The sequence below is a fragment of the Gorillibacterium sp. sgz306347 genome, assembly GCF_059735245.1.
The window spans coordinates 1-14,514 of record NZ_JCAPET010000075.1 but is presented as its reverse complement, the minus strand read 5'-3'; the positions used below and the strand labels follow the sequence as shown (position 1 = coordinate 14,514).

Annotated in this window: 13 protein-coding genes; 7 read left to right on the top strand and 6 right to left on the bottom strand. The window is 61.5% G+C overall.

Going from position 1 to position 14,514, the window contains the following annotated elements; all coding sequences use genetic code 11:
- Positions 1–636 precede the first annotated feature (636 nt).
- Positions 637–987, bottom strand: coding sequence for a helix-turn-helix domain-containing protein (locus AC6I6H_RS21895; protein WP_497956651.1), 351 nt, complete (start codon positions 985–987; stop codon positions 637–639).
- 203 nt (positions 988–1,190) lie between these two features.
- Here AC6I6H_RS21895 and AC6I6H_RS21890 point away from each other — a divergent pair, with 203 nt between their 5' ends.
- The gene (locus AC6I6H_RS21890; RefSeq protein ID WP_497956650.1) at positions 1,191–1,763 is read left to right on the top strand and encodes a hypothetical protein; all 573 of its coding nucleotides are present in this window, start codon (positions 1,191–1,193) and stop codon (positions 1,761–1,763) included.
- Between the two features lie 97 nt (positions 1,764–1,860).
- Complete coding sequence (gene csaA, locus AC6I6H_RS21885) at positions 1,861–2,190, top strand: chaperone CsaA (RefSeq protein ID WP_497956646.1); 330 nt, start codon at positions 1,861–1,863, stop codon at positions 2,188–2,190.
- Between the two features lie 412 nt (positions 2,191–2,602).
- Here the strand turns inward: csaA and AC6I6H_RS21880 are convergent, their stop codons facing one another.
- Positions 2,603–3,883, bottom strand: coding sequence for a PQQ-dependent sugar dehydrogenase (locus AC6I6H_RS21880; protein WP_497956642.1), 1,281 nt, complete (start codon positions 3,881–3,883; stop codon positions 2,603–2,605).
- A 147-nt stretch (positions 3,884–4,030) separates the two neighbouring features.
- Positions 4,031–4,252, bottom strand: coding sequence for a DUF1128 domain-containing protein (locus AC6I6H_RS21875; protein WP_497956641.1), 222 nt, complete (start codon positions 4,250–4,252; stop codon positions 4,031–4,033).
- 119 nt (positions 4,253–4,371) lie between these two features.
- Here AC6I6H_RS21875 and AC6I6H_RS21870 point away from each other — a divergent pair, with 119 nt between their 5' ends.
- Together AC6I6H_RS21870 and AC6I6H_RS21865 are read left to right on the top strand one after the other, a co-directional pair.
- On the top strand, positions 4,372–4,773 hold the full coding sequence (locus tag AC6I6H_RS21870; RefSeq protein WP_497956639.1) for a secondary thiamine-phosphate synthase enzyme YjbQ: 402 nt from the start codon (positions 4,372–4,374) through the stop codon (positions 4,771–4,773).
- A gap of 3 nt (positions 4,774–4,776) precedes the next feature.
- Positions 4,777–5,625: a DUF72 domain-containing protein gene (locus tag AC6I6H_RS21865; protein WP_497956638.1), complete on the top strand. Its 849-nt coding sequence runs from the start codon at positions 4,777–4,779 to the stop codon at positions 5,623–5,625.
- Between the two features lie 26 nt (positions 5,626–5,651).
- Here the strand turns inward: AC6I6H_RS21865 and AC6I6H_RS21860 are convergent, their stop codons facing one another.
- Positions 5,652–6,290 carry a YigZ family protein gene (locus tag AC6I6H_RS21860; RefSeq protein WP_497956636.1) on the bottom strand — a complete coding sequence of 213 codons (639 nt, stop codon included), beginning with the start codon at positions 6,288–6,290 and terminating at the stop codon, positions 5,652–5,654.
- Positions 6,291–6,499: 209 nt separating this feature from the next.
- Here AC6I6H_RS21860 and AC6I6H_RS21855 point away from each other — a divergent pair, with 209 nt between their 5' ends.
- From AC6I6H_RS21855 to AC6I6H_RS21845, 3 genes are all read left to right on the top strand, one after another.
- Positions 6,500–8,251, top strand: coding sequence for an ABC transporter ATP-binding protein (locus AC6I6H_RS21855; RefSeq protein ID WP_497956635.1), 1,752 nt, complete (start codon positions 6,500–6,502; stop codon positions 8,249–8,251).
- 1 nt (position 8,252) lies between these two features.
- Complete coding sequence (locus AC6I6H_RS21850) at positions 8,253–10,178, top strand: ABC transporter ATP-binding protein (RefSeq protein WP_497956633.1); 1,926 nt, start codon at positions 8,253–8,255, stop codon at positions 10,176–10,178.
- 97 nt (positions 10,179–10,275) lie between these two features.
- On the top strand, positions 10,276–10,602 hold the full coding sequence (locus AC6I6H_RS21845; RefSeq protein WP_497956631.1) for a hypothetical protein: 327 nt from the start codon (positions 10,276–10,278) through the stop codon (positions 10,600–10,602).
- A 100-nt stretch (positions 10,603–10,702) separates the two neighbouring features.
- Here the strand turns inward: AC6I6H_RS21845 and AC6I6H_RS21840 are convergent, their stop codons facing one another.
- Positions 10,703–12,406 (bottom strand): glycoside hydrolase family 3 protein, encoded by a 1,704-nt coding sequence (locus tag AC6I6H_RS21840; RefSeq protein ID WP_497956628.1) that lies wholly within the window; start codon positions 12,404–12,406, stop codon positions 10,703–10,705.
- Positions 12,407–12,625: 219 nt separating this feature from the next.
- A complete protein-coding gene (locus AC6I6H_RS21835) occupies positions 12,626–13,981 on the bottom strand; it encodes a glucose-6-phosphate isomerase (protein ID WP_497956626.1) in 1,356 nt (451 codons plus the stop codon).
- Positions 13,982–14,514: the final 533 nt, after the last annotated feature.

Here is a 14,514-nt window from a genome sequence, read left to right as displayed (position 1 = left end):
CCGCCAGGGCATGGGTGGCTAACGGTTGCCACAGCGCTTATTCGCGCTAAAACGGCCTGGTTTTTTTTCTAACGGTTGCCACAGAGCCTATTTCGGGAAAAATGGACGGAAACAAGGCCAAAAATCAAAAATAAGCGCTGTGGCAACCGTTACAATTTACAAACCCTCTTTTTAGGGCAAACAGCCGCTGTGGCAACCGTTAGAGCAAATCGTAAGCCGTCCGAAGGGGTGAACCGTTCGCCCGCATCAAACTCGGTTGTTACAATACCGGGAGGGCCGCACCAATAGCCCAAACCTGGGTACGCCACCAACAGCCTTACTCGCACAGCGCTGCACTGCCCCGCCGCTCGCACAGCGCAGCACTGCCCCGCCGCCCAAAAGAAAAAAGGCGCAACAAAAATCGTTGCACCCGTGCCCGAAATCCCGGTGATCGGCAAACGCCTCAAACGCCTCGAACGCCTCAAACGCTCAGCCGCATGTAACCTTACGTGATCCGTCTGTCTGATCGTTTTTCTTTTATCCGGCTGATCATTTTTCGCTTATATTTAGAAATGAACTGCTTATGTAGGATGCTGCTCCCGAAAGCAGAAAAAGAACATGCCTCCACGAACGCACAGCGAGGAAAGCCGCAACCCGTCAGACGTCGTACGCGTCGTTCACGATTTCCCGGACGATGTTGCGGGCCAGCCGCACCTGAGACGGCTTTTTGGCTCTCAGCGCCTTCACGATCTCCTGCAAATCGGCCTCCGATTCCGTGAAATTCTCTTCGTCCTCAAGATAAGCAAACAGCTGCACCACGCTAACCTCCAGCGCCCGCGCGATTTTGATCAGGTTGAGGAGGGAGATGTTTTTCTCGCCCCGCTCGATCTGTCCGATATAAGAGTAATGGAAGCCTCCGCGTTCGCCCAGCGCTTCCTGCGACAAGCCGCGTTCCTTCCGCAAATCCTTGATCCGGTGCCCCACTTGCTTGAGAATCTCTTTGTCCATGTCTACACCCCATTATAGGGAAAGTGTAGAGAAGTTAACAAACAGTAAAAATAGGTAATTAAATCGTATAATTTATAAATTAGTATTTATAAATCTTAATAAGAGAAGTATAATGGAGGAAATGTCCGGCAAAGGAGCTTGTCCATGTCCCGACTTAATCTTCTGTTTCCCTTCTTTCTTTTCCCCGGAGGCGGCAAAACGGCATGAACCCAAGTCAAAATCTTGCCGTTTGGCGGCTGATCCGCGATTGGTCTCTCCACGCCCAACGCACGATCGAGCAGGCGCTGAACCTGCATTCGCTCGGCTTGGAAGAAGAAGCGCTTGTATGCGCGGCAGATGCCGTACATTTCCTGTGCACGGCCTGCTGCTGGCTGGAAAAAGGCGAGCCGCCCGGCGTCTGCGGGGCCGACGAGGACGAGCTGCTCGGCATGGCGCGCCGCCAGTGCGGCTACGACTTTCCTTCCGAGCTGCTGCTGAGCGCCGTGTGCTTTTTGGCACGGCGGGACGACCCGCTCCGGCTTCATCTGCCCGCCGCCGCGGGCAGGCGGCCCCGTTCGCGCGGACGGCTGCCGTCCCGCGTCAGACGCTACGACCGTCTGCTTGGCCGCCGCCCCGACCGCGACCAGCTGGCGGGTATGCTTTTGCGAACGGAGGAGCTGATCCGCCGCGGGGCGCGGCGGCTGATGAAGCGGCTCCTGATGCTGCCGCCCGGCGGAAAAACGGAAAGCGCCGGTATACTGAAGCTTTCCCTTGATCCCCGGCAGGAGGACGCGTAAACTGGACAAAACCAAACCGCGTCCCCTCCCGCCGCCTCAGGCCTACGGCAACCACAAATGCGGCGGTCAAAGGCGAAGCGCTTCACAGGAGGAGCAGATGGCTACGATTGAAGATTTTATGAAGCTGGATTTGCGCATCGGTACGATTCTCGCCGCGGAGCCTTTTCCTGAAGCCCGGATTCCGGCTATTAAGCTGACGATCGACTTCGGACCGGAAGGCATCAAACGCTCCAGCGCGCAGATCACGCTTCGGTATCAGCCCGAAGAATTGGTCGGCCGCCAAATCGTGGCGGTGATCAACTTTCCGCCCCGGCGAATCGCCGGCTTTGCATCGGAGGTTTTGGTGCTGGGCGGAATCCCGGGCGAGAAGGACGTAGTCCTGCTGCGCCCGGACGAACGCGTGCCGAACGGCACGCCGGTGGCGTAGCGGGTGACGCGGCCCGGCAGGTGCATTCCGCACGTTTGGGCGCACACGAACGCATCGGGAAAAAGGCGATAGGTACACGACCTGCACGGAGAGCAGCATAAACGCAACCTCCCGGCTTCCCTTTGCCGATCCGGTCTTGCTTTCGCAATCGTCCCGGGCACTCGGTTGCTAAATGCAAGCCCTGCTCACGCACCGGCTTATGGCACCGGTTGCCGAAGTTAAGGCGCAACTCGCGCATTCGGCTGCCTGCACTCGGTTGCCAGTTATAAGGCCCTGCTCCGCACCAAGCCGTTGTCGTCGTGCCGATGCAGAATGCCGGCACCAACCGAAAAACGCGGACGAAACCGAAGGGAGCTCTTCCCGTGCGGTTCGTCCGCGTTTTGTTTCCCGGCAAGCGAGCCTGCTTCCGGATTTACAGCCGAGGCAGGAGGCGCAGAATTTTGTCGTCGCCGGACCGCTTGTCTCCCCGGCCGTCCCCATTGCTCGTCAGCACATAAAGCGTGCCGTCCGGCCCTTCCGTGACGCCGCGGATCCGCCCCCACTCGTCCTCGAAGAGGAGCTCCACCTTTGGCGCTTCCTGCCCTTCTTCCGCCGGTAACTCCACCTTCAGCAAGGCTTCGCCGCGCAGTGCACCGGCAAGCAGAACGCCCCGCCACGGCCCCTGGGTGACGAGCGCGGCGCCGGAGGGCGCCCAGGTTTCGTCCCCGCTGTGCAGAACCGGCGGCACTATTGCCGCGCCTCCGGCGTCCCCCGTCTCGTCTCCCTCAAAATCCGGCCAGCCGTAGTTCTCCCCCGCTTCGACGCGGTTGATTTCATCGTGCGCCGATTGGCCGTGCTCGGTGGCGTAGAGCTCATCCGTCTCGGGATGCCAGGCGAGGCCTTGGGCGTTCCGGTGCCCGAGACTGTAAACCGGCGAGGCCGGGTCGGGGTTGTCCTCCGGAATGCCGCCGTCCGGACGGATGCGCAGGATTTTGCCGCCCAGGCTGTCCGGGTTCTGCGCCAGCGCCGGCTCGTAGCGGTCGCCCGTCGTGATGTACAGCATGCCGTCCGGCCCGAACCGGACCCGGCCGCCGTTGTGATTGGACGCGCCGGGGATGTCCTCCAGCAGCACCTTGTCCACCGCGGCCCGGTTATCGGCTTCCTTCAGCCGCAGCACCCGGTTCCGCACCTCGCCGTCCGACTCATAAGTGTGGTAAACGTACAAATAGCCGTTTTCGGCAAAACGGGGATCCGCCGCAAGGCCGAGCAGCCCGCCCTCTCCCTCGTCCAGCACATCGTCCGCCAGCGTCAGCGCAGGCTCGGGCAGCACCCGCCCGTCCGCGATGACCCGCAGCAAACCCGGGCGCTCCGTAAAAAAGAGCCGCCCGTCCTCCACCGCGGCGATATCCCACGGAACATCCAGGTTCTCCGCCAGCGTGTCCACCGCATAAGGAAAGCCGCTTTCCTCCCCCGCGCCGCCGGGCGAAACGCCCCCCGCACCGGACGCCGGCGTTCCTTCCGGCGCGGCGGAGCCGCCCGCTCCCGCCGCCGGTGTTCCTTCCGGTACGGCGGAGCCATCCGGCGGCGCCGCAGTCTCCCCGGTTCCGGCTCCCGTGCCCGCCGGACCGCCCGCTCCCGGATTTTCGCCGGCGCCGCAAGCGGCAAGAGCGGCGGCGAGCAGAACGGCCAGCCCGGCCGTCGCCTTCATTCGCATTCCCATTCCTCCTTTGCGCGGAACCCGGACAGGTTCCTTTTACCGGATACTTACCCGCTTCGAAGCCCGGCGCCCCGCAAAAAAACGCGCCCGCCGTCAGCCGGCGCCGGCGCGTTCCTTCGCTTTTCCAGTCCTTAGTGTTCATCCTTACTTCCGCAGCCGGCCAAGCTCCTGCACGATGGCGTCGATCTCGCTGACGCTGAACGTCTCTTTGCCGTTGACGTGCTCGTATATTTCCAGAAGCTCCTCGTACTGCTCCCCGTCAAAATGCTCGGGCCGGATCGCCGCGCCGGAAGCCACGCGCAGCTTGGTTTTGATCGCTTCGATCATATAGGCAACATTTTCCTTCGTTTTCTGCGACAAATCCAACGCATTCACCCTTTCGCTCGTTTAAGTAATAGAGAAACCTTTTGCCGGACCCCGTTTTGAAAGTTTCGCTTCTCTCGTTATACTGATTCCATTAACTTGTTCGCCGAGGAGGAAACGCCATGCTCAAATCGTTTACCCTGCGTACGTCCGAACGGGACGAAATCTGCGACATCACCGGCAAAATCGCCGCCGCCGTGCGCGAGTCGGGCATCCAGGAGGGGCTGGCCGTGGTTTACTGCCCGCATACGACGGCCGGCATCGCCATCAACGAAAACGCCGATCCCGACGTCAAGCGCGACGTGCTGATGCGGCTCGACGAGGTGTTTCCGTGGACGCACCCCAAATACCGGCATGCCGAAGGCAACAGCGCCTCCCATTTGAAAGCGATTCTGACCGGCTCCTCCCAAACCGTCCCCGTCACCGGGGGGGCCCTGGCGCTCGGCCGCTGGCAGGGCGTCTACTTCTGCGAGTTCGACGGCCCGCGCGAACGCAGCTTCACGCTGAAGCTGCTGGAGGGCTGACCCGTGATCCGCGTCGGCCTGACGGGCTTCGGGGACCACGAGGAGCTTTACGGCAAAATCAAGCCGGCGGAGCGGCTGCGCACCTACAGCGAGCATTTTCCGATCGTCGAGATCGACAGCTCGTTTTACGCCGTGCAGCCCGTGCGCAATTTCGCCAAGTGGGCCGGCGAAACGCCGCCCGGCTTCGGTTTTATCGTCAAGGCATACCAGGGCATGACCGGCCACCAGCGGGACGGCAAGGCCTACTTCGACTCGGAGGAGGCGATGTTCGCGGCCTTTCGCGAATCGGTGCAGCCTCTTGTCGAGGCGGACAAGCTCTTGATGGTGCTCTTTCAATACCCGCCGTGGTTTGAATGCGTCCGCGAGAGCGCCCGGACCTTGCGCCGCGCCCGGGCGCTCATGGACGGGCTCCCCTGCGCGCTCGAATTCCGCAACCGCACCTGGTTCGAGGACGGCATGCAGGACAAAACGCTCGCCTTCATGCGGGAGGAAGGCTGGATTCACGCCGTAGCGGACGAGCCGCAGGCCGGCGTCGGCTCGGTTCCGATCGTGGCCGAAGCCACTGACCCCAAAGCGACCTGCGTCCGCCTGCACGGCCGCAATGCATCGGCCTGGCATCAGAACGGCCGGCCGGACTGGCGCCAGCACCGCTACCTGTACCGGTACAGCACGGAGGAGCTCCGGGAGTGGGTCGAGCGGCTGCGCGCGCTCGAACGGCAGTCCGAGAACGTTTATGTCGTGCTGAACAACAATTCGGGCGGCGACGCGACGGACAACGCCAAGGAGCTGATCGCCCTGCTTGGCGAAGGCGAGGAAGGGCATGCGCCGCGGCAGACGGTTCTTTTCGAGTGAGCCGGGATGCGCCCCTTCATTCCATCCTAAGGTTCGAGCAGCATGTCCACGTATTGCGCCTCGCCGAGCGAAACGCCGCCCTGGCCGTTGGTCAGATCGGTCAGCCAGGCGGCGAACGCTTCCGCTTCCGGCTGCGGAGGCAGGCAATGCAGCACAACCTTGTCGGTAAATTCCGTTTCGCCCATCCGCACGCCCCGGTTCCGCAGCTCGTTCTCTACCTTGCCGAGCCAGGTGTAGTCGATTTCCAGCCGCACGTCCCGGTGCAGCACGCGGTTCACCGGGGCGGCCGCGTCGATTCCGATCACCGCGCCGTCCGTGTATGCGCGGATCAGGCCGCCCGCGCCCAGCAGGATGCCGCCGAAGTAGCGGGTGACGACGACCGCCGTGTTTTTCAGGCCGCGGTTCTTGATGACCTCCAGAATCGGCTTGCCCGCGGTGCCGCTCGGTTCGCCGTCGTCGGACGCCTTCTGGCATTCGTCCCGTTCTCCGATGATATAGGCGGAGCAGTTGTGCGTGGCGGCATGATGTTCTTTTTTGATTTCGGCAATGAAGCGCACCGCCTCCTCTTCGCTTTCCACCGGGCGGGCGTGCCCGATAAAACGCGATTTGCGGATGACGACCTCGGCGGAGCCGGGCCGGCTTACGGTGCGGTAGGCTTCCAGCATCGGCGACTTCTCTCCCAACCAATAAGATTGGCTCAATTGTAGCACGGGGGCCTGAAACCGCGCAAAACGCGGGCGTGCCGGAACAAATTATTGTAATGGAGGTCTCCGGTTGACGGAGCCTCTTTTTTCCTCTAAAGTAGGAAGACAGGGAACATGTGTTTCCGCTTTTTCTTTTTTATCCCTTTTTTAAGAAAGGACATTTCCCCACCATGAAACGCATCAACATCCCGCTCCGCAAGTACGGGGAGCTCCTCGCCGGCTACCTCCGGCCCCAGTGGAAAAGCGTGCTCCTGCTGTCGGGCCTGCTGCTCGCGTCCATCGCCATGCAGCTGATCAACCCGCAAATCATCCGTTATTTCATCGACTCCGCGCAGGCGGGAGCCGAAACCCGGGGCCTCTATTACGCCGCCGGCTTGTTTATCGGGGTTTCCCTGCTGCAGCAGCTGATCGTGCTGGCAGTCACGTACATAAGCGAAAACGTCGGCTGGACAGCCACCAACCGGCTGCGGGTCGACGTCGCGGATCACTGCCTGCGGCTGGACCCGTCCTTTCACAAAAACCACTCCTCCGGCTCGCTGATCGAACGCGTGGACGGAGACATCAACGCCCTTTCGGCGTTTTTCTCCACGCTCAGCGTCACGCTCCTCAGCAACCTGGTGCTGGTATTCGGCATTTTGACCCTGCTGTTTCTCGAAGGCTGGCAGATCGGCCTGGTTATGCTCGTCTTCGTGGTTGCCGCGATCTGGGCCATCCAGAAGGTCCGGCAGTGGGTTTCCCCGCTCTGGGTGAAAATGCGGCAGATCAGCGCCGAATTTTACGGGTTTCTCGGCGAGCATCTGGAAGGCACCGAAGACACCCGCGCCAACGGGGCGACCGGCTTTGTCATGCGGCGCTTCCGTTCGCTGCTCCGGCGCTGGCTGCCGATCCGGCACCGCGCCTTTATGGGCTACGGGGCGATGTGGATCACGACGCTGATCGTGTTTGCGCTCGGCACCGCCGCCGCCCTTCTGGCAAGCGCGCAGCTGTGGAAAGCCGGCGCGATGACCATCGGGACCGTTTATATGATCGTTTATTACACCGAGCTGCTCGCCAAACCGATCGAGCAAATCCGCACCCAGCTCGATGAATTGCAAAAAGCGGACGCCAGCATCGTGCGCATCAGCGAGCTGCTCGCCACCGAATCCGCGGTGAAAGACGGGCCGGGGGCAGCCGCTCCGCACGGTCCGCTCGGGGTGCGGTTTCACGGCCTGCATTTCGGCTATGAGGAAGACCGCGCAACCCTGAGCGGCATCGACTTCGAGCTCGGCCGCGGACGCTCGCTCGGCCTGCTGGGCCGGACGGGCAGCGGCAAGACGACGCTCGCCCGCCTGCTGCTGCGCTTTCACGATCCGCAGACCGGCGCGATTACCTTGGAGGGCCGGGATTTGCGCGATTTCAAGCTGCACGACCTGCGCCGCCATGTCGGCCTGGTGACCCAGCAAATCGAGCTTTTCCAGGGCACCGTTAAAGAAAACCTGACCTTTTATGACGAGTCGGTAGACGACCGGAAAATGGAAGAAATACTGGAGGAGCTCGGGATGGGCGAATGGCTGCGCTCGCTGCCGCTCGGGCTGCAAACCCCGCTGGAGTCCGGGGGCGGCGGACTGTCGGCCGGCGAAGCCCAGCTGCTGGCTTTCGCCCGCGTCTTCCTGGCCGATCCCGGCGTGGTCATTCTGGACGAAGCCTCCTCCAAGCTGGACCCCGCCTCGGAGGGCAAAATCGTCCGCGCCATCGACCGGCTGGTCAAAGACCGGACCTGCATCGTCATCGCCCACCGGCTCGCCACGATTCGCCGGGTAGACGACATTCTGATCCTGGACGGCGGCCGCATCGCCGAACACGGCCGCCGCAGCGAGCTGGCCGCCGATCCCGGCTCCCGCTTCAGCCGCATACTCGCGACCGGAATGGAGGATTTGGCCTAAAATGAGCACGTTTAAATTACTTTGGCGGCTGTACCGCTACAGCCCGGCTTTATACATCGCCAACGCCCTTGCCTGGACGATGATTCATCTGGCGCCGATTTTGCCCGGCCTGGTCACCAAGCTCTTCTTCGACGTGCTGACGGGGGACGCCGCATTCGGCTTCGGCGTCTCCTCGGTGGCCGGTCTTCTGGTCGCCGTAGTGCTGGCGCGCTGCGTGATGATCGTCGCGGGGTTCACGACGGACGTCCACTACCGGTTCCGGGCCGCGAATCTCTTGCGCCACAACCTGCTGCGCCATGTGCTGCGCCAGCCGGGCGCGCGCGCCATACCGGGCTCTCCCGGCGAAGCGATCAGCACCTTCCGCGATGACGTCGACCAGGTCGAGGAGGCAATCAGCTGGTCGGTCGACCTGCTGGGGATGACCGCCTTCGCGGCTATTTCCGCCTGGATTCTGACCGGCATCGACGCGCAGCTGACGCTGTGGGTGTTCGTACCGCTCGTTGTCGTCGTCACCATCGCGCAATTTTCGACCGGCCTCCTGCAAAAATACCGGGCCGCCAGCCGCAACGACACGGCCAAGGTGACGGAAGCGATCAGCGAAATGTTCGGCTCGGTGCAGGCGATTCAGGTCGCCGGCGCGGAAGACCGCGTCATGGACCGGTTCCGGACGCTGAACGACCGGCGGCGTAAATCGATGCTGAAGGACAAGGTGCTGACCCAATTCTTTGAGACGGTTTATTCCAACACCGTCAACCTGGGCACTGGCCTTGTGCTCATCCTGGCCGCCGGCTCCATGCGCTCGGGAGAGTTTACGGTCGGCGACTTCTCGCTTTTTGTTTATTACCTGACCTTTGTTACCCAACTGATCCAGAACGTCGGCAAATTTATCACCTATTACAAACAAGCCGACGTCTCCAAGGACCGGATGATCGGCCTGCTGCAGGGCGCTCCCGCTTCGCGGCTCACCGAATTTCATTCGCTGCACCTCAAGGGCGAGCCGGATGAGCCGTCCGCCAAAACGGCGGCAGCTGCGGCTTCCGGGGCGGTTGCAGCAACCGCGGCGGTCTCGAATGCTCCCGTCCGGGAGGACGCCGCGGCGCAGAAGAGCCGGCCGGTCCTCCGGGTCCCGGCTTCCGGGCCAGCCGATCCCGGCCGCGAGCCCTTTGAGCCGCTTGAACTGCTGGAAGTGTCGGATTTGACCTCCCTCTATGCGGGATCGGGCCGGGGCGTGGAAGGCGTCAGCCTGCGGCTCCCGAAAAATTCCTTTACGGTTGTTACGGGCCGCATCGGCTCCGGCAAAACCACGCTGGTGCGTGCGCTCCTCGGGCTTCTGCCCCTTTCCCGCGGAGAAATCCGCTGGAACGGCCGAACCGTCGAGGACCCCGGCAGCTTCTTCGTGCCGCCCCGTTCGGCGTACACGCCCCAATCGCCGCGTCTTTACAGTGATACGCTGCGGAACAACATTCTGCTTGGCCTGGAGGACGACCCGGCCAAGCTGGACGAAGCGGTCCGCTCCGCCGTCATGGAGCGGGACATCGAAGCGCTGCACGACGGGCTCGACACGAAGATCGGGCCGCGCGGCGTGAAGCTTTCCGGCGGTCAGGCACAGCGTTCGGCGGCGGCGCGGATGTTTGTCCGCGACCCGGAGCTGTTCGTCTTCGACGACCTGTCCAGCGCGCTGGACGTCGAAACGGAACGGGTGCTTTGGCAGCGGCTGTTTGCCCGCCGACAGGCCACCTGCCTTGTCGTCTCCCACCGGCGGGCCGTGTTGGACCGCGCCGACCACATCATTCTGCTTCGCGACGGCAAGGTCGAAGCGGAAGGCACCCTGACGGAACTGCTCGCCACGAGCGAAGAGATGCGCCGGCTGTGGAATCAGGGGGAGCATCCGGAGGGACCGAAGCAAGCAAACGCTGAAAAATTGTAAAAAATGTACAAAAGTCCTATTGTCGTACCCGCAGAACTCCTTATAATACTCGGTATAGCTTTGGAATCCCGATCCCAAGGAGAAGGAGTTGACTCCCATGGCCGTCACCGCGCCTTCCGCCGATTGGATCAACGACCAGTTGGACCTCTACAACTACGCGAAAGAAATCGGCGACACTTCTTGGCAGCAAGCGATTCTGGAACGTCTTCGCCATCCCGATATTTTTTGCAGCTTGGATGCGGGCGAAAGCGGCACCCTGGAACAGCTCTGGGGGCTGTTTGACGACATAAACCGCCGGATGGTGGCGCTGTTCCGGCTGATCCGGGAAACAAGCGATCCGAAACGCCACGAGGAATTATGGGACGAGGTATGGCGCTTGAAGCTGCAGCGCGTCGAGTTGACCCGGCTGATTCGTACACGTTAACGCATCTATAAAAAATCCCGGTTGTCCGCAGGAGGCGGATAACCGGGATTTTTGGGTTTCACCGGAAGGTCGGAAGGGGAACCGGACTCCCGGGCCTTCGCTATCCTTTCCGGCGCAGGAGCGGTTCTTCGGCGCGCACCGGGGATTTCCCTTCAAACGGAATCTCCCCGAACAACGCGACCGTCAAATTGTCCAGCGTGTCGGGGCTTGCCGAGTACGCGTTGACCAGGGTGTCGGCAAACGGAATGTCGTTCAGCAGGTAAGGCGTCGCGAGCGACACGAAAATCGGCTGCAGCCCTTCCGTCTGCTGGAGCGCCCAAATGCCCTTGGCCGAATCGCCGGTCGGCCGCACCGTGTTCAGCAAGCCGTGCATCGGCAGCAGATACGGCACCAGAAGCGCGTCCCACTCGTCTTGCTCCGCCACGGCGCGGACGGACGTCAAGGGCTCGAACGTATCGGCTACCCCAACCGTGATCCCTTTTGCACGCAGCCGCTCGATAAAGCCGTCCAGCTGAGGGTAAACGCGGTCGTCGGTGATTTTGTTCAGCGGGACGACCAGCACCTTGCGGGTTTTGGCGGAATCGAGCGGCAGCAGCCCCTTGCGGTTGCGGACCAGGGTAATGCTCCGGCTTGCAATTTCCGCGCTGGCTTGGCCGGCGGCCTGGGCCATATCGTCGGGAAGCTTGCCGTTCGCAAGCCGCCGCGCGGACGGGTCTTCGCCTGTTTCGTCGATCCGCCACAGCCCCAGCCGGGCTTTCAATTCCAATACCCGCCGTACGCTTTCGTTAAGCCGCGCTTCCGAAATCCGGCCGTCGCGAAGCGCCCGGGCCATCAAATCCCCATATCCTTCGCCAGGCCAGAGCAGCACGTCAGTTCCCGCGTTGAAGCAGGCGATCAGCCGTTCCTCGCGGCCGGCCCATCCAAGGAAGCCGCCCATATCCAGTGCATCCGAGAGAATCACCCCGTCGAAGCCGAGATCGCCGCGCAGAAGCTCCGTCGATATCGCGGCGGACACGGTGGCCGGAACCGGCTTATCCGTCTCCCCTTCCAGCCACGGCAGGGCGATGTGCCCCGTCATGATGCTCCACACGCCCTGCTCGATCAGCTGGCGGTAAACAAGGCCAAACGTTTCCCGCCACTCCGTTTCGTCAAGGCTGTTAACGGAGGTCACGATATGCTGGTCGCGGAAGTCCACCCCGTCCCCGGGAAAATGCTTCGCGCAGGCGGCCAGCCCCTGCTCCTGCATGCCGCGCATAACGGCGGCGGACAAACGGGCGACGCGCTCGGGGTCGTCGCCGAGACAGCGGGTCGTGACGACAGGGTTCAGCCAGTTGAGCAAAATGTCCGCTTGCGGGGCCAGCGCCCAGTTGAAGCCGACTGCCCGGCCCTCCAGCGCAGTGTATTTGCCGAGCGCGTAGGCATGCGGCTCGCTGTCCACCGCCGCAAGGGCCATCATATTCGGGAACATGGTGAGCGAACGAACCGCCGCCCCCGCGCCGTACTCCAGGTCCCCGGAGATTAGCAAAGGCACGCGGCTGGCCTTTTGCAGCAGCCGGATTTTCTCCTGCACGGATTCCGCCGTGCTGTCCGCCCCGCGAATGATCTCGCCCCCGATAAAAAAGCTTCCCGCCGGGTTGTCCCGCAAATAGGCGCGAATCGCTTCCTCGGTAAACTCCTGCAGCGGCAAGCGGGCCGCGTGCTCTTGGCACGTTTGTCCGATCTTCTCCTCCAACGACAGCGACGCCAATGTCCGCTCCACCCATTCCCGTTCTTCCGTTGTCAGCGGCTTCATCAATGCCCTCATTCCTTTCCTCTCCTGTGCTCGGGCCGCCGTTCGCACGGATAAGGCCATATTGCGGGCTGCCCGGAAACAAAACGGCTCCTTTGTTGTCGAAAAAAAACAACGAAAAGGAGCCGCATTTGCGTAATCTGGGTTGTAGGGGATTCCGTAGTCAACATGAAAATCATTGGAGGGACCGGTGACCGTCCTGCAATGGCCCGGCCGCCTCCAATGGCAAAGGTTTTAGTCGTTCAGACGGGCTTCCAGCGCTTCTTTTTCCTTCTCGAAGCCCGGTTTGCCGAGCAGGGCGAACATGTTTACCTTGTATGCTTCCACGCCGGGCTGGTCAAACGGGTTGACGCCCATCAGGTAGCCGCTCACGCCGCAGGCTTTTTCGAAAAAGTAAACCAGGTATCCGAACGTGTAAGGCGTCATGTCCGGAATGGTGACGATCAGGTTGGGCACGCCTCCGTCCGTGTGGGCGAGCATGGTGCCCTGGAACGCTTTTTTGTTGACAAAATCCATCGTCTTGCCGCTCAGGAAGTTCAAGCCGTCCAGATCCTCGGCGTCTTCGCCGATGACGATTTCTTCCGTCGCTGTTTCCACCTGAATAACCGTTTCAAACAGGTTGCGGCTGCCGTCCTGGATAAATTGGCCCATGGAATGCAGATCGGTGGAGAAATCGACCGATGCCGGGTAGATGCCTTTGTGGTCCTTGCCTTCGCTTTCGCCGAAGAGCTGCTTCCACCATTCGGAGACAAAGTGCAGCGACGGCTCATAGTTCACGAGAATCTCCGTCGTTTTGCCTTTGCGGTAGAGCGCGTTCCGTACGGCCGCGTATTGGTAGCTCAGGTTGTCCTCCAGGTTCGGGTTGGCGAAATCCATGGTGGCGTCCGCGGCGCCCTGCATCATGGCGTCGATGTCGATGCCGGCCGTTGCGATCGGCAGCAGGCCGACCGGCGTCAGCACGGAGTACCGGCCGCCTACATCGTCCGGAATGACGAAGGTTTCATAACCTTCCGCGTCGGCCAGCTTCTTGAGCGCGCCGCGCGCTTTGTCGGTAGTGGCGTAGATGCGTTTGCCCGCTCCTTCTTTGCCGTACTTTTTCTCCAGCAGCTCGCGGAAAATGCGGAAGGCGATGGCCGGTTCGGTCGTCGTGCCGGATTTGGAAATGACGTTGACGGAAAAATCCTTGCCTTCGAGCAGCGAGATCAGATGCGCCGTATAGGTCGAGCTGATGCTGTTGCCAACGAAGAAGATTTGCGGCGTTTTGCGCTCTTCTTTCGATTGGACGTTGTAGAAGCTGTGGGTCAGCATTTCGATTGCGGCGCGTGCGCCCAGGTAGGAGCCGCCGATGCCGATGACGATCAGGACGTCGGAGTCCTCCTGAATCCGCTTCGCCGCTTGCTTGATGCGGGCGAATTCTTCCTTGTCATAGGAAAGCGGCAGGTTGATCCAGCCCAGGTAATCGCTGCCCGCTCCCGTTCCGTTATGTAATTGTTCATGGGCGACGCGGACCGCGCCGGCCAGATACTCGATTTCATGCGGAGCGACAAAAGGTGCAGCCTTGGAATAGTCGAAGCTGAGCTTGCTTTGCATAAAAGTTCCTCCTATAAGAAAAGATTCGGCGCTGTCCGCCGGCGGGACCCGTCCCGTATGACAGCGGTGCGCTTCGTTAACCTGCCGATACGGAGGCGATCCGCCTTCCGGCATGCCGAAATAAGGATGGCCGGCGGCTTACCGCTGACGCATAAAAATAGAATACTTTCAATAGATGGGAAATGCAAGTGACTGTCTTCACACCGGGTGAACCGTTTTCTTTTCCAGGGTTGCAGATTTTCGGTTTAGGCGGTTGCACGGCGGATGCAGGAGCCTGGGATATCCGCACAACACGACGTGTTTGGAGCTTGGGGCAGCCGCGCAACACGACGTGTTTGAAGCCTGGGACATCCGCGCAACACGACGTGTTTGAAGCCTGGGACATCCGCGCAAGCAGTAAATTGGCCGACCGCCGTGATGTGCTGTCCCGAGGGCAAAGCAAGCCCCAAGTTCCATTATCAGTGGCTCCCCGGATGATATGGTTGTCTACCCTGAAAATAACGCAACGTCATAGTCTGTGGTGCCCGCCAGGG

What these genes read in the sequence shown, in the direction of transcription:
- AC6I6H_RS21860 (WP_497956636.1), bottom strand. Translation starts at nt 6,290, where the DNA reads ATGCTGGAAGCCTACCGCACCGTAAGCCGGCCCGGCTCCGCCGAGGTC.
- AC6I6H_RS21835 (WP_497956626.1), bottom strand. Translation starts at nt 13,981, where the DNA reads ATGCAAAGCAAGCTCAGCTTCGACTATTCCAAGGCTGCACCTTTTGTC.
- AC6I6H_RS21890 (WP_497956650.1), top strand. Translation starts at nt 1,191, where the DNA reads ATGAACCCAAGTCAAAATCTTGCCGTTTGGCGGCTGATCCGCGATTGG.
- AC6I6H_RS21880 (WP_497956642.1), bottom strand. Translation starts at nt 3,883, where the DNA reads ATGCGAATGAAGGCGACGGCCGGGCTGGCCGTTCTGCTCGCCGCCGCT.
- AC6I6H_RS21840 (WP_497956628.1), bottom strand. Translation starts at nt 12,406, where the DNA reads ATGAGGGCATTGATGAAGCCGCTGACAACGGAAGAACGGGAATGGGTG.
- AC6I6H_RS21895 (WP_497956651.1), bottom strand. Translation starts at nt 987, where the DNA reads ATGGACAAAGAGATTCTCAAGCAAGTGGGGCACCGGATCAAGGATTTG.
- AC6I6H_RS21845 (WP_497956631.1), top strand. Translation starts at nt 10,276, where the DNA reads ATGGCCGTCACCGCGCCTTCCGCCGATTGGATCAACGACCAGTTGGAC.
- AC6I6H_RS21855 (WP_497956635.1), top strand. Translation starts at nt 6,500, where the DNA reads ATGAAACGCATCAACATCCCGCTCCGCAAGTACGGGGAGCTCCTCGCC.
- csaA (WP_497956646.1), top strand. Translation starts at nt 1,861, where the DNA reads ATGGCTACGATTGAAGATTTTATGAAGCTGGATTTGCGCATCGGTACG.
- AC6I6H_RS21870 (WP_497956639.1), top strand. Translation starts at nt 4,372, where the DNA reads ATGCTCAAATCGTTTACCCTGCGTACGTCCGAACGGGACGAAATCTGC.
- AC6I6H_RS21850 (WP_497956633.1), top strand. Translation starts at nt 8,253, where the DNA reads ATGAGCACGTTTAAATTACTTTGGCGGCTGTACCGCTACAGCCCGGCT.